Raw genomic sequence first — 20867 nt, 5'->3', positions numbered from 1 at the left:
CGGTTTTTCAAAAGCGGGTAGACAGTGGGGGCGAGTCCATACATAGCAGCTGGCGCAGCCTGCGTCCGGCTGCGCAGCAGTCGTAAACCCTGACGACTCAGTTAGCCTGAAACACTTCATTGCTTTATTTTGCGACTGCTGCGCAGCCGGACGCAGGCTACGCCAGCTGCTACAAAGTCGCCCTTGTTCAGCTTTCCAGCCAGACGTCCCGCGCCCAGTGCCAAACCGATTCCCAGGTTTCTTCGGCGATCAGCTCTTCTTCGGCCAACCACAACACCACGGTGCCGTCTTCTTCGACCAGGTAGTAGTTGTCACCGTCCTGGCAGATCGGAATCATGCTGCGATCAACGCCCGCATCCCAGGCGTTGGCGGCAACGTCCGGCAGGTAAGTGTGGGATTGCGGGTCGGTAACAGTCACCGGTTCCAGGCTGCCGTAGACGACGTCGCTGACGGTCAGCAAAAACTCTCTGAAGACAAACGGAATATCGATGAACAGCTGTTCTTCGATTTCCACCAATTGATCTTCGTCGGGCAACTCCAAGGGGACCGGTACCGGTTCGTTGGCTTCACGCAGTTGTTCGATGATTTCTTCCACGTCCGGGATCCTCTTGCTTGATGGCGCGGTTTAGTTGGGGCGGTTTATACAGTAGCTCGCTATAGATGCAACCGCGAAATAGAAAACCCCGGCAAAGGCCGGGGTTTTCATTACAGCATGCTTAACGCAGGAGGGATCAGCCGTTCTGGCGGATACCGGCGACCAGCCAAGGCTGGTTCTCGCCCTGCGGACGTTCCATGTTCCAGCTTTCGCTGAACACTTCGCCCTGGTCAAAGCGCGAGGTCTTCGACACACCGCTGAAGGTCAGGGTGGCAATGGTCTTGTCGGCGCGATCATCCACGCCGTCCAGTTGTACATTGAGGTTATCAATGTAGGTGGACTGGAAACCTTCACCCAGGTCGGCACGTTCGCGCTTGAGGAACTCCAGCAGCTGTGGGGTCACGAACTCGGAGATCTTGTCCATTTCGTTGGCGTCCCAGTGCTGTTGCAGGGACTGGAAGTGGTTGCGGGCCGCTTCAATGAAACTCTTTTCATTGAACCAGGCCGGAGCATTGATCACCGGACGAGCGGCAGCCGGTGCTGCCGAGCCGCCGAAGATCGAACCGCTTGCAGGCTTCTGTTCCAACACTTCACGCTGCATTGGTGCGCCAGCTGGAGCCAGGTGCTCTTGCTGCTTGCGGCGACGAGCGGCAATGAAGCGGAAGACCAGGAAGGCGATGACCGCCATGATCAGGATGTCAAAGATCTGCATGCCCTGGAAGCCGCCGCCCATGAACATGGAGGCCAGCAGGCCACCGGCAGCGATACCGGCCAGAGGGCCGAGCCAGCGCGAAGCACCGCCGGCCTTGGCGGCAGCGCCAGCGGCACCGGCCGCGCCGGCAGTAGCAGCAGCGCCACCGGCGGCAGTAGAAGGCGCCATTTGGCTGGTCTGGTGAGTCGGCGCAGCGCCGGAGCTCTTGCCGCCACCAAAGCGCTTGGCGGCATTGGCGTCGAGGCTCATCGTCAGGCCAATGCACAACGCCATGGCGATGCTAAGAAAACGTTTCATAAAGGGAATTCCCATTTGTGGAAGGCACGCGCGCCATGTTGCACAGCTGAAGTGTTACTGGCTAGCGGCAGAGTGTTTCGGGCTTTTGCCTGACAGGTTGCGTTCAGCTTCAGTCAGCGCAATAAGGCCTGTTAACTTTGGTCTGTAGGACGAGTGGATAAGTTCTGTAGGAAGGGTGTCCGGTCGGATAAACCTTGTGGGAGCGAGCCGGCTCCGGGCGGCGTTCCGACGAAGGCCGCACCGCGGTTTGTCAGAAACACCGCGTTATCGTTCTTCGCGAGCAAGCCCGCTCCCACATAAGCCCTCTGGCGGGCTTTAGATCGCTTCCAGCTTCGCGTATCCCAGCATCAGCCACTTGCTGCCTTCACCGAAGTTCACTTGGACCCGGGCCTGTGCACCGGCACCTTCGAAGTTCAGGATCACGCCATCGCCGAACACCGAATGCCGTACCGCTTGGCCGAGGCTGAATCCGGTATCCGGGATCTCGCTACCGCCAAACAGGCTGCTGGAGCTCTGCTGCTGGCCGCCGCCGAACGGACGGCTGACGCTGTTGGACAGCCGCACTTCCTGGATCAGGCCTTTCGGTACTTCACGTACGAAACGCGACACCTTGTTGTAGGTCTCGCTGCCGTACAGGCGTCGGGTTTCAGCATAGGTCATCACCAGGTTCTGCATGGCCCGGGTGATGCCGACGTAGGCCAGACGGCGTTCCTCTTCAAGGCGGCCAGGTTCTTCCAGGCTCATCTTGTGCGGGAACAGGCCTTCTTCCATGCCCACCAGGAACACGTAAGGGAATTCCAGGCCCTTGGCACTGTGCAGGGTCATTAACTGAATGCTGTCTTCGTGCTCGTCGGCCTGAGTATCCCCGGCCTCCAGCGACGCGTGACCGAGGAACGCCGCCAATGGCGTCAGATCTTCGTCTTCTTCAGCATTTTCGAAATTGCGCGCAGCGCTGACCAGTTCCTCAAGGTTTTCTACCCGGGCCTGGCCTTTCTCGCCTTTTTCCGCTTCGTGATAGGCAATCAGCCCGGATTGCTCGATGACGGTCTGGGTCATCAGGTGCAGCGGCATTTCCATGCACTTGGCGGCGAGGTTCTCGATCAGCTCGATAAATGCCCCGAGTGCGCCAGCGGCGCGACCGGTCAGGCCTTTATTGGCGACCAGCAGGTGCATGGCTTCCCACATCGACACATCGCTGTGACGGGCATGGTCGCGAATCGCTTCGACGGTTTTCTCACCGATACCACGGGCCGGAACGTTGATCACCCGCTCCAGCGCTGCATCGTTGCCACGACCTTCGAGCAAACGCAGGTAAGCCATGGCGTTCTTGATTTCTGCCCGCTCGAAGAAGCGCTGGCCGCCATAGATTCGGTACGGAATGCGCTCGCGTAGCAAGGCTTCTTCCAAAACGCGCGATTGGGCGTTGGAGCGGTACAAAATCGCAATATCGCTGCGGGCCAAGCCGGTTTTCAGCGCACTTTCGATGGTTTCCACCACGTAGCGTGCTTCATCGTGCTCGTTGAATGCGGCGTACAGGTTGATCGCTTCGCCTTCGCCGCCGTCGGTCCACAGCTCTTTGCCCATGCGTCCGGTGTTGTTGGCGATCAGGGCGTTGGCGGCCTTGAGAATCCCGGCGGTGGAGCGGTAGTTCTGCTCCAGACGAATGGTTTCGGCGTCCGGGAAGTCGTCGGAGTACTGATAGATGTTCTCGATTTTCGCGCCACGCCAGCCGTAAATCGACTGGTCGTCGTCGCCGACCACCATCAAGCTGTCGCCGCCCTTGGCCAGCAAACGCAACCAGGCGTACTGCACGGCGTTGGTGTCCTGGAACTCGTCCACCAGAATGTGCCGGAAGCGCTTTTGATAGTGCGCCAGCAGACCCGGATGATCGCGCCACAGATCGAGGGCGCGCAGCAGCAGTTCGGAGAAGTCAATCACGCCGGCGCGCAGGCACGCGGCCTCATAGGCTTCATAAATGCTGCGCATGGTCGCCAAAAACAGGTCGCCGCTGGCTTGAATGTGCTGCGGACGCAGACCTTCGTCTTTCTGCCCGTTGATGAACCACTGGGCCTGACGGGCCGGCCAGCGTTGTTCATCCAGACCCAGCTCGCGGATCACCCGCTTGACCAGCCGTTGCTGGTCGTCGCTGTCGAGAATCTGGAAAGTCTGGCTCAGGCCGGCTTCCTGCCAGTGCGCCCGCAACAAGCGGTGCGCCAGGCCGTGGAAGGTACCGACCCACATGCCGGCCGGGTTGATACCCATCAGCTGCTCGATGCGATGACGCATCTCGGCAGCGGCCTTATTGGTGAAGGTCACCGACAGGATCGAGTGGGGCGAGGCGTTTTCGACCTGGATCAACCAGGCGATACGGTGCACCAGCACTCGGGTTTTACCGGAACCAGCACCGGCCAGGACCAACTGACGACCCACGGAGGCAGCTACGGCCTGGCGTTGGGCATCGTTGAGGGAGTTCAGCAGAAGGGAGAGATCATCGCGCATCGGGGCATTCTAGGGTGCGCCGTCACACCGGGCAAACCGAGCTTTGCATTAGCCGATGAAAGAAGCACGGATGACGACCGGTCGGTCACTGGCTGCAGGCGTTGGCGGGGCTCGCTCCAAGCCTTTTCAGCGGCTAAGGAGGGGGGCAGTTTTTGTCGTTTTTATGATCTCGGGCAGTTTGGTCCGAGCATTTGCTTGTGTATGCTCCGTCGACGTTTCGGGCTCATGCTCATCATTATAAGAACAAGAACATTGCCTATGACCCTCAGCACCGACCTGTCGGGCCCCGTTGTGGAGCCCCGGGTTATCCGCAAACAGTACGCGATGGAAATGGCGGTCGAACGCACGCGTCTGCTTTATCAGGGCTCGTTGCTGCCCACGTTATTCATGTTGATCAATGGTCTGGTCTGCGCTGGCTTGCTTTGGAGTCCGCAGCGCTATTTCCTGGTCAGCGTCTGGCTGGTGTGGCTGTTGTCGCTGGTGGCATTGCGGGTGATTCAAGTCGCAGCCTTTGATTCGGCGATACCCAACCGCCAAGCCCAGCCGATCTGGCGCCGCATGTTTTTGCTGGGGTCGGCCATGACCGGCCTGACCCTGGCCGGCGCCGGCATTGCCCTGGTACCCGCCGACAATTTCATGCAGCAAGCCTGGGTGTTCGGCCTGATCGGCGCAGCGGCGCTTTCGGCCAGCGTTGCCTACGCGGTCAACCTGCCGGCGTTTCTGTCCTTTACCTTGCCCTGTTTGTTGCCGGCCATCGGCTATCTGTTCTGGGGCGGCGATGAACAAGGTCAGGGATGGGGCTGGTTCGGGTTGATTTTACTGGGCGCGCTAAGTGTGGTCGCCTGGCAGGTCAATCGGCTCATCGATAGCGGGCTGTTGCGGCGCTTCCAGAATCAGGCATTGATCGAGCACTTGCAGCAGGCCCAACGTTGCAGTGACCAGCTCAATCACAAGCTGGCCAAGGAAATCGACCAGCGCCGTCGTGCCGAAGACGAACTGCGGCAAATTCAGATCGAGCTGGAAAGCCGCGTCGCCCAGCGCAGCCTGGAGCTGGACGCCGCCAACCAGGCCCTGAGCAAGAGTGAAGCGCGTCTGGCGCTGGCGTTGAAGGCCAGTGAGTTGGGCTTGTGGGACTGGAACCTGCAAACCGACGAAGTCCATCACACCCACCTTCAGGAGCTGTTCGGCCTGGAACCGGAACTCGTAACGGCGATGCTCCGCCACCTCAAGCCGCGCTTGCACCCTGATGACTTGCCGTCGCTCAAGCGCGCGCTGGTCGAGCATTTGAAGGGGCGCAGCGAGGATTACCAAATCGAGTACCGCGTGCGCCACGGCGATGGCCATTGGGTCTGGATTGAGGACCGAGGACGAGCCGTTGAGCGCGGCGAAAATGGCCGAGTGATCCGCATGGTCGGCACCCGTCGCGACATCAGTGTCAGCAAAGGTCTGGAAGAGCAGCGGCAATTGGCCGCGACGGTGTTCGAGGCCGCCAGCGAAGGCATTGTGATTTTCGATCCGAATTACGCGCTGATCGCGATCAATCAGGCCTTCAGTCGAGTCACCGGCTACGACATTGAAGACATGATCGGACGCAACGTGATTGAGTTGCCATGCAGTCGCGATGCCCGCCGGCACTACGCGGCGATTCATCAGGCGCTGGAGCAGCACGGCAGTTGGCAGGGCGAGCTGGTAGAAACCCGCAAGAATGGCGAGGTGTATCCGCAATGGTTGCAACTTAATGCTGTGCGCGATGCTCGGGGAAATGTGAGCCATATCGTGGGCTTCTTCGCCGATCTATCGGCTCGCCGCGAATCCGAAGAACGCATGCGTTACCTGATTCATTACGACGAATTGACGGGTCTGGCTAACCGTTCACTGTTCCGCGAACGGCTAAGCGAGGCCCATCAGCGGGTGCGCCAGGGCGGCCACCGCAATCTGGCGTTGCTGCATATCAATCTGGATCGTTTCAAGCTGCTCAACGACAGCCTTGGCCATGAAATCGCCGACCAACTCTTGCAGAAAATGGCCCGGCGGCTGGTCAATGCGTTACCTGAGGCGGACACCATCGCTCGCTTATCCGGCGATGAATTTGCCGTGTTGTTCAATGCCTACGGCAACCTGTCGAGTCTGGCGCGGGTAGCGACCCGACTGTCGACCAAGCTGCGTTTGCCGATCACTGTCGATGGCCATGAACTGGTGGTCAGCGCATCCATGGGCATCAGCCTGTTGCCAGACAACGCGCGAGAAATTTCCGCGCTGGTCAGTCAGTCGAATATGGCCATGCAGCACGCCAAGCACCTGGGCGGAAATAACTTCCAGTTCTACACCGACAGCCTGCAAGCCAGTACGTTGGAGCGCTTGCAGCTGGAAAATCAGCTGCGTAAAGCCATCGAAGAGAAGCAGTTGAAGGTGTTTTACCAACCGAAACTGTGCCTCGCCACGGGTCGACTGAATGCCGCCGAGGCGCTGGTGCGCTGGGATCACCCGACCATGGGGCGGGTGCCGCCGGGGGACTTCATCGGCCTGGCCGAGGAAACGGGGTTGATCGGTCCGATCGGCGAGTTCGTGTTGCGTCAGGCCTGCTGGCAAGCCTGTGAGTGGCAGCGCCAGGGGCTTGCGCCGATTCGGGTGTCGGTCAATCTGTCGGTGCATCAACTGCGTCAGGGCAAGTTGGTCAGCCTTGTCCGCCAGGTGCTGGAAGAAACCGGCCTGGCGCCGCACTACCTCGAACTGGAACTCACCGAAAGCCAGTTGCTGGATAGCGTCGAGCACATTATCGCTACCTTCCAGCAATTGCGGGATTTGGGGGTCAAGTTGGCGATTGATGACTTTGGCACCGGGTATTCGTCCCTGAGCTACCTCAAGCGCATCCCGGTGGATTACGTGAAGATCGATCAGGCGTTTATCCGCGGTCTGGGGGAGGGCAGCGAGGACGCGGCGATCACCCGGGCGATCATCGCCATGGCACACGGGTTGTCGTTGAAAGTAGTGGCTGAAGGGGTGGAGCGGCCGGAGCAGCTTGAGTTTTTGAAAACCGAGCACTGCGATGAAGTGCAGGGGTATTTGATCAGCCGCCCGGTCGAGGCCGATGGCCTGGCCGAGCTGTTGCGTGCGGACGCGAAACCCTTGTAGGGGCTACATGGAGCGCATGTGGCGTGAAATGGGGACATCGAGTTACGCATTGAGCAGGCAAAAAGCCGATTCTTGTAGTATAACTACAAGCGCGCTACATCCCCGGCACCTGCCAATAACAAAGAGTCCAGCCCTTTGAATCTGCTGCAACACATCGCCCAGTCACGCCACCTCTTACGCAAGTCGGAGCTCAAGGTCGCCGACCACGTGCTGCTTGATCCTGCGGCGGTGATGCACAGCTCCATGGCCGACCTGGCCCACAACGTGGGCATCAGCGAACCGACCATCGTGCGCTTTTGCCGCGCCATCGGTTGTTCCGGTTTCCAGGATTTGAAGCTGAAGCTGGCGCAGAGTCTTGCTGCCGGCGCGAGCTTCGGGCAGTTCGCGATTCATGAAGACGATTCAGTCGCTGACTACAGCCTGAAAATCTTCGACACCACCCTGCACACCCTGATGGAGGTTCGCGAGAAGCTCGATCCGGTGGAGTTGCAGCGCGCTGTGTCGCTCATGTCGCAGGCCCAGCGGGTCGAGTTTTATGGCTTTGGTGCTTCGGGTGCAGTGGCGGCAGACGCCCAGCACAAGTTCTTCCGTTTGTTGCTGACGGCGGCGGCGTATTCCGACCCGCACATGCAGGCGATGTCGGCGGTCACATTGAAACCGACCGATGTGGCGATCTGTATTTCCCAGTCCGGGCGTTCCAAGGACCTGTTGATCACCGCCAATCTGGTGCGTGAAAGCGGCGCTTCGCTGATCACCTTGTGCCCGAGCCAGACGCCGTTGGCTGAGCTATCGACCGTCAACCTGGCGATCGATGTGCACGAAGACACCGAGATCTATACGCCGCTGACCTCGCGGATCGCTCACCTGGTGGTGATCGACGTGTTGGCGATGGGCGTGGCCATGGCGCGCGGGCCGAGCCTGGTCAATCACCTCAAGAGCGTCAAGCGCAGCCTTCGCAGCTTGCGGCTGTCGCCTAAATCGGTAAAAGCGCTGGACGATTGATTCGTCGTTTGGCTTGAGAAAGTCTTCGCGGGCAAGCCTCGCTTCTACAGGTTAAGCGGTGCCCGTAGGAGCGAGGCTTGCCCGCGAAGGCGTCCTCAAATACGACAACTTTCATCTGCCTGTAACGTGCAAGCCGCCAAACCGTCATCCCTGGTGCCCATCCTGTAACTCCCGTAATCGCCTTGGGAGACTCGAAATGGCCCAGCCCTACGAAGAACGCAACAGCGCCGTCAGAACCCGTCGTCAGCAGGAAGACCAGCGCCGCATGGAATTTCGCCGCGCTATCGAAGATCGCTGCGAACGCCGCCAGCTTCTGGCCGAGATCGGCGATTTTCCTGGCGATCTGGAGCTCAACTACTGGCAGGCCGCACCGGCAACTTCCCGTCGAAGCGCTCAACCAGCGCGCTGATCTGCACCCGCTCGCTGCGAATAAACGCAAGGAACGCGTGCGCCACCGGCGACAGCCGTTTCGCCTTGGCCTGCACCAGGCACCAGCTGCGGTACAGCGGCAGCTCTTCGATCGGCAGCTCTATGAGTGCGCCGGTCGCCAACTCAAGGTTCAGGGCGTGGCGCGTCAATAGTGCCAGGCCCAGACCCGCCAGTACGCATTCACGCTGGGCTTCAGCCGACGCCACTTCCTGGGTCTGCGTGAAGTGCACGCGCTTTTCCTTGAAATACTCCTCGCAAGCCAGCCGCGTACCTGAGCCCGGTTCGCGCAGTAGCAGGGTGTAGGGCTCAAGATCCTGCAAGCGCAGCGGTCCCATATGGGACAGCGGGTGATCCGGCGGCGCCACGGCGACAATTGGATTGTTGAGAAACGGCAGAAACTCCAGCCCCATGTCTTGCGGCACCATCGACATGATCACCAGATCATCGCGGTTGTCCGACAGGCGTCGAATCACTTGGCCGCGGTTGACCACTGTCAGGTGCAGGTTCACTTCCGGATGCTGGCGTTTGAACGCGGCAAACAGATGCGGCACGAAATACTTGGCGCTGGATTCGACCGCCAGTTTCAGCTGACCTTGCAGCGATCCCTGCATGTCTGAAAGCTGCATGTCGAGGTTTTCCAGGCGTCCGAAAATATCCCGGCTGGCGCGCTGAAGGGCTTCGGCTGCCTCGGTCATGTAAAGCTTTTTGCCGACGTAATCGAACAACGGTTGACCAATCAGCTCCTCAAGTTGACGAATCTGTAGGCTCACGGCAGGTTGTGTGAGAGACATTTCTTCAGCTGCGCGGCTGTAGGACCTCAAATCACAGACTTCATTGAAGATCTGTAATTGACGCAATGTCATACGCATCAATGACTTACGCATTTTTTTGCGCTCTCGCTGCAGACTGATGCGTCAACTATAAGTCTTTACTTATGGCTGACCCAATTATTATTCATTTTTGTTAATCCCTTGAGAGGGCTAGTGTGGGGCTGCGACTGAATCGAAACATTTGGTCACGCGTCGACCTGGGCTACCAGGTCGTGGGTACCACCGGCTCAAGGGAACCTCCAAGTGATAAAAAAGATCCTGATCGCCAACCGTGGTGAGATTGCCGTACGAATCGTGCGTGCCTGCGCCGAGATGGGCATTCGCTCGGTCGCGATCTATTCCGACGCCGACCGCCATGCCTTGCATGTGAAGCGTGCGGATGAGGCCCACAGCATCGGTGCCGAGCCACTGGCTGGTTACCTGAACGCGCGTAAACTGGTGAATCTGGCGGTGGAAACCGGTTGTGATGCGTTGCATCCCGGCTACGGCTTTCTTTCGGAAAACGCTGAACTGGCAGATATCTGCGCAGAACGCGGCATCAAGTTCATCGGTCCATCGGCTGAAGTGATTCGCCGTATGGGCGACAAGACTGAAGCCCGTCGCAGCATGATCAAGGCCGGCGTACCCGTCACCCCGGGGACCGAAGGCAACGTCGCGGACATCGCCGAAGCCTTGATTGAAGGCGACCGCATCGGTTATCCGGTGATGCTCAAGGCGACTTCCGGTGGTGGTGGCCGGGGTATCCGTCGCTGCGACAGCCGAGAAGAACTCGAACAAGCCTTCCCGCGAGTCATTTCCGAAGCCACCAAGGCCTTCGGTTCGGCGGAAGTGTTCCTGGAAAAATGCATCGTCAATCCGAAACACATCGAAGCGCAGATCCTCGGCGACAGCTTTGGCAACGTGGTGCACCTGTTCGAGCGTGACTGCTCGATCCAGCGCCGTAACCAGAAGCTCATCGAAATCGCCCCGAGCCCGCAACTGACCCCGGAACAGCGTGCCTACATCGGCGACCTGTCGGTGCGTGCGGCCAAGGCCGTGGGTTACGAGAACGCCGGCACCGTGGAGTTCCTGCTCGCCGAGGGCGAGGTGTACTTCATGGAGATGAACACCCGGGTGCAGGTGGAACACACCATCACCGAAGAAATCACCGGCATCGACATTGTGCGTGAGCAGATTCGCATCGCGTCCGGCCTGCCGCTTTCGGTGAAACAGGAAGACATCCAGCACCGCGGTTTCGCGCTGCAATTCCGGATCAACGCCGAAGACCCGAAAAACAACTTCCTGCCAAGCTTTGGCAAGATCACCCGTTACTACGCGCCCGGCGGCCCCGGCGTGCGCACCGACACGGCGATCTACACCGGCTACACCATTCCGCCGTACTACGACTCCATGTGTCTGAAACTGGTGGTATGGGCGCTGACTTGGGAAGAGGCGATGGATCGTGGCTTGCGCGCTCTGGACGACATGCGCCTGCAAGGGGTCAAGACCACCGCCGCGTACTACCAGGAAATCCTGCGTAATCCGGAATTCCGTAGCGGCCAGTTCAATACCAGCTTCGTTGAAAGCCATCCTGAACTGACCAACTACTCGATCAAGCGCAAACCCGAAGAGCTGGCCCTGGCCATCGCCGCCGCCATTGCCGCCCACGCAGGCCTGTGAGGAATATTCCAATGACTAAGACCCCTGTTTCTAAAAAGATACACGTTACCGACACAATCCTGCGCGACGCCCACCAATCGCTGCTCGCCACCCGCATGCGCACCGAAGACATGCTGCCGATCTGCGACAAGCTCGACAAAGTCGGCTACTGGTCGCTGGAATGCTGGGGCGGCGCGACATTCGACGCCTGCGTACGCTTCCTCAAAGAAGACCCTTGGGAGCGCCTGCGCCAACTGCGCGCGGCATTGCCTAACACGCGTCTGCAAATGCTCCTGCGTGGCCAGAACCTGCTGGGCTATCGCCACTACAGCGATGACGTGGTCAAAGCCTTTGTTGCCAAGGCCGCGGTCAACGGCATCGATGTGTTCCGCATCTTCGACGCCATGAACGACGTGCGTAACCTGCGCGTCGCTATCGAAGCAGTAAAAGCTGCCGGTAAACACGCCCAAGGCACCATCGCGTACACCACCAGCCCGGTGCACACCATCGAAGCCTTCGTGGCGCAAGCCCGGCAAATGGAAGCCATGGGTTGCGACTCGGTGGCCATCAAGGACATGGCTGGCCTGCTGACGCCGTACGCCACCGGCGAACTGGTCAGGGCGTTGAAATCCGAGCAATCGCTGCCCGTGTTCATTCACTCGCACGATACCGCTGGCATGGCAACGATGTGCCAACTGAAGGCCATCGAGAACGGCGCCGATCACATCGACACCGCGATCTCCAGCTTCGCCTCGGGCACCAGCCACCCAGGTACTGAGTCGATGGTTGCCGCCCTTAAAGGCAGTGAGTACGACACCGGCCTGAACCTGGAGCTGCTGCAAGAGATTGGCTTGTACTTCTACGCCGTGCGCAAGAAATACCACCAGTTCGAAAGCGAGTTCACCGCCGTCGATACCCGCGTGCAAGTCAACCAGGTGCCGGGCGGGATGATTTCCAACCTGGCCAACCAGTTGAAAGAGCAAGGCGCCCTGAACCGCATGGCCGAAGTGCTGGCCGAAATCCCGCGCGTTCGTGAAGACCTCGGCTTCCCTCCGCTGGTGACCCCGACCTCGCAGATCGTCGGCACCCAGGCGTTCTTCAACGTGCTGGCCGGCGAGCGCTACAAGACCATCACCAACGAAGTGAAGCTTTACCTGCAGGGTGGCTACGGCAAGGCGCCAGGCATCGTGAACGAAAAACTGCGTCGCCAGGCCATCGGCAGCGAAGAAGTGATCGACGTGCGTCCGGCCGACCTGCTCAAGCCGGAAATGACCAAACTGCGTGCCGAAATCGGCACGGTGGCCAAGTCTGAAGAAGACGTGCTGACCTACGCCATGTTCCCGGACATCGGTCGCAAGTTCCTCGAAGAACGCGCCGCCGGCACCTTGGCTCCAGAAGTGCTGCTACCGATTCCTGAAGCCGGCGGCGTGACCTCGGCCGGTGGCGAAGGCGTGCCGACCGAGTTCGTCATCGACGTCCACGGCGAAACCTACCGCGTCGACATCACGGGTGTCGGCGTCAAGGCTGAAGGCAAGCGTCACTTCTACCTGTCTATCGACGGCATGCCGGAAGAAGTGGTGTTCGAACCGCTCAACGAATTCGTCAGCGGCGGCAGCAGCAAGCGCAAGCAAGCCACTGCACCGGGCCACGTCAGCACCGCCATGCCGGGCAACATCGTCGACGTGCTGGTCAAGGAAGGCGACACCGTGAAAGCCGGTCAGGCCGTGCTGATCACCGAAGCGATGAAGATGGAAACCGAAGTCCAATCGGCCATCGCCGGCAAAGTCACCGCCATCCACGTGGCCAAGGGCGACCGGGTGAACCCGGGCGAAATCCTGATCGAGATCGAAGGCTGAGTTAACAGCCTCGATATACCGCTTTAAACCTCGGGGGGGCATGTGCTCCCCTTTTTTTCGCCCGGGATTTGTCGGGGGGTTAGAAGCTCATTCCCCACTGGCCCGTGATGCCATGCCTGCGGCTATCGCTGCCCATTTCACCCGTGAGGGCCACGCCGAGCGTATTGCGTGCGGAAAGCCTGAGGTCCACGCCGGCATCGACCATGAGTTTGTCCCGATCCAGCGGCGCACTGTAGACGCTGTAGTCGTTGCCACCTGTGACAAGACGTTGCCGGGTTTCCGTGTAGACCCCGCCGTACGTGTGTTTCCAGCCTGCGCTAACGCGCGGAGTCAGTTGCATACCGTTACCCAGGGTGTTGAGCTTCGCCAGACGCAGACCGAATGTGCTGCTGAAGTTTTCCTCGGATTGCCCGTGGATTTTCAGTGCTGCAGCGCCGCCTTTTTCCGTGAAGCTGTCGCGTTGATACCGTTGGTATCCAAGACTGGCAAACGGCTCGATGCTGACATTCGCGCGGCCCAGGTTGTAGCCCACTTCTGCAAAGGCTTGTTGGGTATTGGCCTCGTAACTACCCTTGGGGCGATCCTTGAAACCGTAGAATTCGACCCGGCGCGCGCTGCTTCCGTCGTGGCTGTTGTGTGTTGCGCCCAGGCGCAACGACATCGGCCCATCCTGGCGAAGTGCGTAAGCGCCTAAATGCCAGCTGTCCAGATCGCCGTCGAGTTCCCTGCTTTTCTGACGAGTGCGGGAGTTGCCGCCCATCACACCCAGGCGCCAATGCTCGCTGACCTGCCAGTCGGCGCCCAGCAACAATCCTTCGGTGGAGTGTTGCAGCGGGTCATAGTCGCGATCCAGTTTCCCGCTATGTCCCAGCGCCTGGAGCCAGACTCTGCCATTGGCTTCGCTTCCAGCCGCCAGACGAGGCGCGCTGTTTTGATTGTAAGAAACACTGACGTTATCGAGCTGGCGCATCGCCGAGAGCAGGGTGGCGCTGATCGGGCCGTCACTGTTTAAGGTCGCCTTCGCGAGATTGGCGTTGCTGTCGCCGGCCAGAATTTCGAGGGCGTAGGCGGCGGTTTCTCTATTGGAGCCGAGCAGGGCAGTGACGGCGGTATTTGTCGGGCTGGATAGCTTTTGTCCGGTCGGGCTGGCCACTGGTTCTACAATGCTGGCACCGAGCTGCTTGCCGCTTACATTTGTTGCGACGCTGTCTAAAGAGACACCGTTACGCGTGTAGGTCAGGCTAACAATCTCCGGATCGTCGTAATTTAATTCAGGTGTCATGAATACGAGGTCGTTTTGTATATCACCGAAATGACCCATGACTTTGGCCGCCTTAATGAGGGTGTACTGGCTGGTTTGCGGATAATCACCTGCTGCGACAATTTTCAGGGTTGAATGTCCAAGGCTGGCGATGCCATCGACTTTGATCGTTTCACCCCGGCCATCGGCGTGTACCTCATAGGCAAGTAGTGCTGTGTTGGACAAATTCATGTCCCCCGCGACGACAGGAGCGCCGTGCAGGCGGTTGACGACAAGCTCACCGCGCACGTCCAGCCCTCCAACCCGGCCCTTGCCACTGAAAGTGCCCGACTCGTACACCTCGACGTTTCCGCCAATGGAGCCGTTGTTCACCAACGCGCCTTGAGCGACAGCGCGCCCTTCGATATGTCGGTTGTTGGTGAGCATCGCTTCGGGGCGGACCAAGGCACCGATGTGGAAGTCCCCGGAGTCTTTGGCGCCATTCAGGGTCCATGCGCCCTGTTTGATATCCAGGCCTGCGAAATGTCGGGTTTCACCCAACGTGCCCCCTTTGGCGTGATCAAGTCGTATGACGTCGACGCCACCACCACCGTCCAGCCGTTTGGTAAAGCCTCCTCCGGAAAGCACGCTGACCAGATCGTTACGCTCACTCGGTTGCAGCTTGTTCCACTCCGCGATTTTGTTGATCGAATGGGGTTGGGTATCATCGGCGCCGATGAAAGCATCGAGTTTCGTAATCAGATCTTCGGACGTTTCGAAAGGTGCGGAAGATGGATCAGCACTGGGTTGCTGGGCAATCGCCAGTTCACCGCAACTCAGGGCAAGTGCAATCGCAAAGGCAAGGCGTTTTGGTCGGTATTTGTGTTGAGCGGACATCGAGTTCGGCCTGTTTTGAAAGGAGGCCAAACTCTAAGAGGGAGGCAACAGGTGCCGATGTCAGCTGCTTCCGACGGGCTCGCGGGGAGTGTCAGATGGTTGTGTAGAAAATTGCCAAATGCCCGAGGTCGGTTGTCTTTATCCGCTCGAACTGACGCTATTTCTTACAACAAATCGAGACACGGTCGGCTATCGCAAAAAATCGGAAACTGATCTGCCTCTCGCTAACTCCGCTTCAAATACGCCTTCCCATAATGCCGCTCCATCCGCGCCTGAATCAGCTCCAGCCCAATCGACATCACCCAATAAATCACCGCCGCCGTCGTCAGCATCTCGATGTAGCGATAGCTCGAGCGCCCATATGATTGCGCCAGAAACATCACCTCCCAAACCCCCATCACCGAGATCAGCGACGAGTCTTTGAGCATCGAGATGAATTGGTTGGTGGTCGGCGGGATGATGGTGCGCATGGCCTGGGGCAGGGTGACGCGCCAGAAGATCACGGTTTCGCGCATGCCCAGCGCCAGGGATGCTTCGCGTTGGCCGTGAGGGGCGCCGAGGATGCCGGCGCGGAAGATTTCGCTCAGGTACGCGCCGTAGTTCAGCGACAGGGCAATGATGCCGGCGGCGATGGCGCCGGGCACGATGCCGAGTTGTGGCAGGCCGAGGTAGATCAGCAGGATCTGGATCAGTAGCGGTGTGCCACGAAAGAACGAGGCATAGAAGCTCGCAATCCCAAAGGCCACAGCGCTTTTCGACAGCCGCGCCAGGGCGGTGATGAAGCCCAGCAGCGAGGAGCCCGCTCCAGCGACCGGCAGCGATCACGTCCCAGGACGGGGTTTCGAGGCGCAGTTTGACGCCCAGCTTGTCTGCCACGGCCTTGGCCACGTCGACGTCAAATCCATCGAGCTGGTTCTGATCATTGAGGAACGAGAAGGGTGGATAGCTTTCCATCAACACGCCCACCCCTTCAAGTCTAAACATACAAGCGAGCTTGCTCCGGGCGGCGTTCCGACGATGGCGTCCGTTCGGGCGCCGAAGATTACCCGCGGCACTCCGCTAACGTTTTCACCTGCCCCGAATCCGTCTGGTTCTCATCGGACAGCCAGCGCTCAAACCCCGCCCCATTCGCCGGCCATTCCGAATCCAGAATCGAATACCACGCGGTATCCCGGTTCTGCCCCTTCACCACCATGTGCTGGCGGAACACGCCTTCAAAACTGAACCCCAGTCGTTCGGCTGCGTACTTGGAGCGGGCATTGCCGTTGTTGCACTTCCACTCCAGGCGCCGGTAACCCAAGGCAAACGACTCTTTGGCGAGCAGATAAACCGCCTCGGTGCTTTTCGGTGAGCGCTGCATCGGCGCACCAAACGTGACATGGCCAATCTCGATCCGACCTTGTGAAGGGACAATCGACATCAAACTGAGGATGCCCTGCACATCGCCGCTGGCACGGTCGATCACGCTGAAGAAGTACGGGTCGTTATTGGCTGCATGATTGTTCAGCCAATCGTTGAACGCGCTGCGCTCCGGAAAAGGACCGTAAGGCAAATAGTCCCAGAGTTTCGGGTCGGAACCCGGGCCTTGCAGGGCCTGCCACAAACCGTCGCCATGACGCGCCGGGTCAAGTTTTTCCAGGCGGATGAAGCGCCCTTCGAGGGTTTGAACCGACGGTGCCGGGACGCCTTTCCAGTCGGTGAGTGAAGTCGACATGTTGTTCTCCTCGAACCTTAAAGGGTTTTGCGAAACTGGATGAAACCGGGGCGTTCGGCGATGCGCTCATAAAGCTGAATCGCGGTGGCATTGGTTTCGTGAGTCAGCCAGTGGACCTTGCAGCAACCGTCCTCTTTGGCGATGGCGTAGACGAATTCGATCAGCTGTCGGCCGACGCCGGTGCCGCGCGTTTCCGGCACTACCAGCAAATCTTGCAGGTAGCAGGCGTTTTCGATGCTCCAGTTCGAACGATGGTAGATGAAGTGCACCATGCCCACCGCTTTGCCGTCGGCCCAGGCCAGCGCGGCATGGGTCGGCTCGCTTGGGTCGAGCAGGCGCTGCCATGTGCTTTGGGTGACGGCCTCAGGCAGTTCGGTGTTGTAGAAGCGCAGGTATGCTTGCCACAAAGGCAACCAGGTGGTGTGGTCGTCGGCGGTGACCTGGCGGATGTCGATCTGACTCATGGTCGTTCCTTAACGCATCAAGTGGGCGAGGGCCTGGTCGTGCACATCAGGGCTGGCGGCAAGCCCCTCGCGCACACCGGCAATGTCTGCAACGTTGCGGTTCTGGCTGAGCTTGCGCTTGCCTTTCAGACGCTGGATCGGCATGGCAAAACCAACGATGGCCTTGAGCATCCCATCAATGTAGTCGGCGGGGGCATCGACGACTTTCCATGGACTGGCGCGACCCGCTTCATGACGATCAGTCAGGGCGCTGACCAGAGTGCGCAGGCGATCGGCGTCGGTGAACACTTCGGCCGTGCCGTACGCATGTACGGCGACGTAGTTCCAGGTCGGCACGACTTTGCCGTGCTCGGCTTTGCTCGGGTAAAACCCTGGGCTGACGTAAGCATCGGCGCCGGCAAAAATCACCAGGGCTTCGGCGCCGCTCTGCAATGCCTTCCATTGCGGATTGGCCTTGGCGAAGTGTCCGTAAAGGGTGCCATTCGGACCCTGGTCTGAACTCAACAGCACCGGCAAATGGCTGGCTTGCAGACCTTGTTCCCCGTGTGTGACCAACACAGCGAGGCGGGTGCCGAGTATCTGTTGGTGCAGTTCATGCAAATCCTCTATGGCAAAGCTGCTTGGGTTGTACATGGAGATTTTCCTTGGCGAATGCTTGCATCCTAGGCAGGCTATTGGTCTGTTGTAAGAGCCATTAACGACAAATTTCATAGGTCCATTGCCATGACCCGCGAGCCACAGTCCTTGTCATTCAACCCAGCGGGTATCGAACTCGATCGCCGCCTGGGTTTGAGTCGCCAGCTCTATCAAGCGCTTCGCGTACGAGTGCTCGACGGAAGGCTGGCCGGCGGTACGCGATTACCCGCGAGTCGCGATCTGGCGGCGGCGTTGTCAATTTCCCGAAACAGCGTGGTCCGTGCCTACGATCAGCTCTACGCCGAGGGCTTTATTGATGGGCGTGTCGGTGATGGGACTTATGTCGCACAGTTACCGCAAACCGCGCTCCCGGCAAAAAAACTATCCACAAAAGTATCCACAGGGTTGTCAACAGGGTTACCCACAGCCTTATCCACAAACTGGCTGGATTTACCTGTGGTTTCATCCAGCAAAGTTATCCACAGCGGCGCATTGGGGCGCGTTGAAAGGAACCATTTGGCCCTGCCTCCCGTCGGCCCACCCCGCGCATTTCGGGTGGGTGTTCCGGCTTTTGATCTGTTCCCGTTCGAGGTCTGGGCCAAGCTGAATGCGGCTTTCTGGCGTAAACCGGATCTCCAGCAGTTGTGTTACGGCGATCCGGCGGGCGATGAGCGTCTGCGCGGACTAATTGCCGCGTACTTGCGCAGTTCCCGGGGGATGCAATGCACGGCTGAGCAAATAGTGATCACCAGTGGCGCACAGCAGGGGATTAGCCTTTGTGCACAGCTGCTGGTCGAGCCAGGCGATGGGGTGGCCATTGAAAATCCGGGATACCGCGCGGCCGGTCATGCGTTCGCCGTGGCCGGTGCGCGATTGCACGGGGTGGCGGTGGACAGCGAGGGTATCGACTGCACCGAATTGAACGGGCTTAACGATTGCCGATTGGCGTATGTCACACCGTCGCATCAATACCCGACCGGGGTGGTGATGAGTCTGGCGCGACGCCTGGAGTTGCTGGCCTGGGCCGAACGCACCCAGGGCTGGATCGTCGAGGATGATTACGATGGCGAATACCGTTACAGCGGCGCTCCGCTGGCGCCGTTGGCTGCGCTGGATCGTCAGGGGCGGGTGCTGTATGTCGGAACGTTTGGCAAGATTGCATTTCCAGCGCTAAGACTGGGTTACCTGGTCCTGCCGCCGGCGCTTGTGAGCGCTTTCTCTCAGCGGCGCGCGGTCGATGTCCGACATTCCGAAGTCAGCACCCAAGCGGTCATGGCGGAGTTCATGGCCGCGGGGCATTTCCAGCGGCATATCCGACGCATGCGCCGTGCCGCGTTGAGTCGACGCAATTGTCTGTTGGCCCGTTGGCCAATAAACATCGAGGGCGTTGGCGATCTGCCCAATGTGGTGGCCGGGTTGCACTTAACAGTCCCGGTGAGCAGCGTGGCGCGCGAACGCGAATTGATTGAACAAGCCGAAAGCGTGGGCGTTGAGGTCAATGGTTTGAGTCGTTACTGGTTGCCCGATTCGCAGACACCGCTGGATCAGCGAGCCGGGCTGGTGCTGGGTTTCGCCGCTGTACCAGAATCGGCTATCGAAGCGGCTCTGGAGCGGTTGCAAACAGTTTGGGACGATTGACGCGTAATTGCATCTCACTTGACCGCCTAATTGCATCGCCACTGACCAGTTGCTTGCAGTTGATGGGTGTCAGCGGGTGCCACTCAGGGGGAGTGCGTCAGCCAAGCACTGAAGGACTGCAATCGACCCAAAGCTGCCAATCAGGCGCTTTGAAGGCAGACCTTTAACGAATGAAAAAAATGGAATTTCTCGTCCCGAATTGACGGCTTGAACCGCGAGTTGGGCACTATCTGCGCACAACCAAGAAGCGAAGACGACGGCGACGGCCAAATCACCGCTTGCAATGAATGCAGCCCGGGCGGGAACTCGACCTAGGGCCAGAAGGCAGCAACCGCAAAGAAGAACGATGATTTGCTGATGGCTGGCCAAGCCTAGGTGCGGGTGATGAATAATGGGCTGAAGCGCAAGCCAGCCAAAATCAGTTCGTCTTGTAGCCAGCCGTTACCTCCTTCTTATGCACTGCGAAGGCGGCGAGGACTTCTCCCTTTTCACGCGCAGGCACTTTGGCGAAGTCTAGGCTGCGCCCCAGTTCGGCCGCCACCTCGTCGAATTCTGCTGGTGAGATCTTGAGGTCGCGATGCGCCTCCTCAAGGCCTAAATGACTTTTACCCGGCTTTGTTGGCGAGAATTTGAACGGCCCGCCCGTGACCTCGCAGACCCACAGGGTTCGCATGAACTTGAGGCCCGGCAACCTGTCTAGGTTCTTCGTGTGCCATTCCCTGAGGGCTGGGTTCTGCGAAGTCTTTCCCACCATTGGGTTCTGTACAATCGCGTCGCTAAAGTGGTCAACGACCGCGGCGATGGCGAAGACACCGCCGAGCCGGTCATACAGGCTATTCTCTGTTTTCGGAGCGGCTTGCAGAGACAGTGCCAGTGTCACTGTTAATATAGATAGTATTGCGAATAAGAATTTTTTCATCATGAACCTCCTTAATGTGGATCGTCGCGCTGCAAGTGCAACGTGCGAAGAAGTTCGCGTGTGAGGCAAGGGTAGGTCTGTGTGCCTACGCACTTATGTGAGTGTAGTGGTCTAACGAGAGAACCCCTGGGCCAGTTGATTTTTTCGAGGCAATGGTCTGTCGGTTCTCCACTTGCCTTGGGTAAGCCTTGAAAACAACGCACGACCTGCACTCGGATGCGGAGCGAGCGATTAACGTTGTTCTGCGCGTCGGTATTGCCGGTACTTGCCTAGGCCGCCAAGCTGAAAGGCGGCTTCTGGCCGTTCTTTGCCGGTCGTCACTACCACGTGTGCTGGTCAAGTCGAATGCAAACGGTTGGTCAGTACGAA

Annotated in this window: 15 protein-coding genes and 2 pseudogenes; 6 read left to right on the top strand and 11 right to left on the bottom strand. The window is 59.1% G+C overall.

Going from position 1 to position 20867, the window contains the following annotated elements:
* Positions 1-187 precede the first annotated feature (187 nt).
* The 3 genes from QK293_RS06755 to uvrD form a co-directional block, all read right to left on the bottom strand.
* Complete coding sequence (locus QK293_RS06755; protein ID WP_008156656.1) at positions 188-595, bottom strand: SMI1/KNR4 family protein; 408 nt, start codon at positions 593-595, stop codon at positions 188-190.
* A gap of 136 nt (positions 596-731) precedes the next feature.
* Positions 732-1604 (bottom strand): Tim44 domain-containing protein, encoded by an 873-nt coding sequence (locus QK293_RS06750; protein WP_282376365.1) that lies wholly within the window; start codon positions 1602-1604, stop codon positions 732-734.
* Positions 1605-1919: 315 nt separating this feature from the next.
* Positions 1920-4103 carry a DNA helicase II gene (uvrD, locus tag QK293_RS06745; RefSeq protein ID WP_282376363.1) on the bottom strand — a complete coding sequence of 728 codons (2184 nt, stop codon included), beginning with the start codon at positions 4101-4103 and terminating at the stop codon, positions 1920-1922.
* 258 nt (positions 4104-4361) lie between these two features.
* Here uvrD and QK293_RS06740 point away from each other — a divergent pair, with 258 nt between their 5' ends.
* The 3 genes from QK293_RS06740 to QK293_RS06730 all read left to right on the top strand — a co-directional run bounded on the left by QK293_RS06740 (position 4362) and on the right by QK293_RS06730 (position 8646).
* Positions 4362-7235, top strand: coding sequence for an EAL domain-containing protein (locus tag QK293_RS06740; RefSeq protein WP_282376362.1), 2874 nt, complete (start codon positions 4362-4364; stop codon positions 7233-7235).
* 135 nt (positions 7236-7370) lie between these two features.
* Entirely contained in the window at positions 7371-8237 is an 867-nt protein-coding gene (hexR, locus tag QK293_RS06735) for a transcriptional regulator HexR (protein WP_008156648.1), read from the top strand.
* Between the two features lie 196 nt (positions 8238-8433).
* Positions 8434-8646, top strand: coding sequence for a hypothetical protein (locus tag QK293_RS06730; RefSeq protein ID WP_282376361.1), 213 nt, complete (start codon positions 8434-8436; stop codon positions 8644-8646).
* On the opposite strand, the gene QK293_RS06725 is transcribed toward QK293_RS06730, so the two are convergent.
* Positions 8588-9550 (bottom strand): LysR family transcriptional regulator, encoded by a 963-nt coding sequence (locus QK293_RS06725; protein WP_282376360.1) that lies wholly within the window; start codon positions 9548-9550, stop codon positions 8588-8590. The genes QK293_RS06730 and QK293_RS06725 overlap by 59 nt on opposite strands.
* Positions 9551-9739: 189 nt before the next feature.
* Between QK293_RS06725 and QK293_RS06720 the strand changes: the two genes are divergently transcribed.
* The gene (locus tag QK293_RS06720) at positions 9740-11155 is read left to right on the top strand and encodes an acetyl-CoA carboxylase biotin carboxylase subunit (protein WP_282376359.1); all 1416 of its coding nucleotides are present in this window, start codon (positions 9740-9742) and stop codon (positions 11153-11155) included.
* An 11-nt stretch (positions 11156-11166) separates the two neighbouring features.
* On the top strand, positions 11167-12990 hold the full coding sequence (gene oadA / locus QK293_RS06715; RefSeq protein WP_282376358.1) for a sodium-extruding oxaloacetate decarboxylase subunit alpha: 1824 nt from the start codon (positions 11167-11169) through the stop codon (positions 12988-12990).
* A 79-nt stretch (positions 12991-13069) separates the two neighbouring features.
* On the opposite strand, the gene QK293_RS06710 is transcribed toward oadA, so the two are convergent.
* From QK293_RS06710 to QK293_RS06685, 6 genes and pseudogenes are all read right to left on the bottom strand, one after another.
* Complete coding sequence (locus QK293_RS06710) at positions 13070-15127, bottom strand: autotransporter outer membrane beta-barrel domain-containing protein (protein WP_282376356.1); 2058 nt, start codon at positions 15125-15127, stop codon at positions 13070-13072.
* 224 nt (positions 15128-15351) lie between these two features.
* Positions 15352-15924 (bottom strand): annotated as a pseudogene (locus QK293_RS06705) (amino acid ABC transporter permease); the annotation flags it as partial.
* A 1-nt stretch (position 15925) separates the two neighbouring features.
* Positions 15926-16093 (bottom strand): annotated as a pseudogene (locus QK293_RS06700) (transporter substrate-binding domain-containing protein); the annotation flags it as partial.
* A 76-nt stretch (positions 16094-16169) separates the two neighbouring features.
* Positions 16170-16841, bottom strand: a complete 672-nt coding sequence (locus tag QK293_RS06695) for a GNAT family protein (RefSeq protein ID WP_282376355.1) — start codon at positions 16839-16841, stop codon at positions 16170-16172.
* 17 nt (positions 16842-16858) lie between these two features.
* Positions 16859-17305 (bottom strand): GNAT family N-acetyltransferase, encoded by a 447-nt coding sequence (locus QK293_RS06690; protein ID WP_282376354.1) that lies wholly within the window; start codon positions 17303-17305, stop codon positions 16859-16861.
* A gap of 9 nt (positions 17306-17314) precedes the next feature.
* The gene (locus QK293_RS06685; protein ID WP_282376353.1) at positions 17315-17938 is read right to left on the bottom strand and encodes an FMN-binding negative transcriptional regulator; all 624 of its coding nucleotides are present in this window, start codon (positions 17936-17938) and stop codon (positions 17315-17317) included.
* Between the two features lie 90 nt (positions 17939-18028).
* Here QK293_RS06685 and QK293_RS06680 point away from each other — a divergent pair, with 90 nt between their 5' ends.
* Positions 18029-19579, top strand: a complete 1551-nt coding sequence (locus tag QK293_RS06680; protein WP_282376352.1) for a PLP-dependent aminotransferase family protein — start codon at positions 18029-18031, stop codon at positions 19577-19579.
* 418 nt (positions 19580-19997) lie between these two features.
* Here the strand turns inward: QK293_RS06680 and QK293_RS06675 are convergent, their stop codons facing one another.
* The gene (locus QK293_RS06675; protein WP_282376351.1) at positions 19998-20498 is read right to left on the bottom strand and encodes a group 1 truncated hemoglobin; all 501 of its coding nucleotides are present in this window, start codon (positions 20496-20498) and stop codon (positions 19998-20000) included.
* Between the last annotated feature and the right edge of the window lie 369 nt (positions 20499-20867).

Source organism: Pseudomonas sp. AL03, assembly GCF_029960815.1.
Taxonomy (GTDB): Bacteria; Pseudomonadota; Gammaproteobacteria; order Pseudomonadales; family Pseudomonadaceae; genus Aquipseudomonas.
This window is presented reverse-complemented; position numbering and strand designations above follow the sequence as displayed.

Excerpts from the sequence above, each read along its gene's own strand:
- QK293_RS06685 (WP_282376353.1), bottom strand. The coding sequence starts at position 17,938 with ATGTACAACCCAAGCAGCTTTGCCATAGAGGATTTGCATGAACTGCAC.
- QK293_RS06680 (WP_282376352.1), top strand. The coding sequence starts at position 18,029 with ATGACCCGCGAGCCACAGTCCTTGTCATTCAACCCAGCGGGTATCGAA.
- QK293_RS06675 (WP_282376351.1), bottom strand. The coding sequence starts at position 20,498 with ATGAAAAAATTCTTATTCGCAATACTATCTATATTAACAGTGACACTG.
- QK293_RS06730 (WP_282376361.1), top strand. The coding sequence starts at position 8,434 with ATGGCCCAGCCCTACGAAGAACGCAACAGCGCCGTCAGAACCCGTCGT.
- uvrD (WP_282376363.1), bottom strand. The coding sequence starts at position 4,103 with ATGCGCGATGATCTCTCCCTTCTGCTGAACTCCCTCAACGATGCCCAA.
- QK293_RS06725 (WP_282376360.1), bottom strand. The coding sequence starts at position 9,550 with ATGCGTAAGTCATTGATGCGTATGACATTGCGTCAATTACAGATCTTC.
- QK293_RS06750 (WP_282376365.1), bottom strand. The coding sequence starts at position 1,604 with ATGAAACGTTTTCTTAGCATCGCCATGGCGTTGTGCATTGGCCTGACG.
- QK293_RS06690 (WP_282376354.1), bottom strand. The coding sequence starts at position 17,305 with ATGAGTCAGATCGACATCCGCCAGGTCACCGCCGACGACCACACCACC.
- QK293_RS06695 (WP_282376355.1), bottom strand. The coding sequence starts at position 16,841 with ATGTCGACTTCACTCACCGACTGGAAAGGCGTCCCGGCACCGTCGGTT.
- oadA (WP_282376358.1), top strand. The coding sequence starts at position 11,167 with ATGACTAAGACCCCTGTTTCTAAAAAGATACACGTTACCGACACAATC.
- QK293_RS06710 (WP_282376356.1), bottom strand. The coding sequence starts at position 15,127 with ATGTCCGCTCAACACAAATACCGACCAAAACGCCTTGCCTTTGCGATT.
- QK293_RS06740 (WP_282376362.1), top strand. The coding sequence starts at position 4,362 with ATGACCCTCAGCACCGACCTGTCGGGCCCCGTTGTGGAGCCCCGGGTT.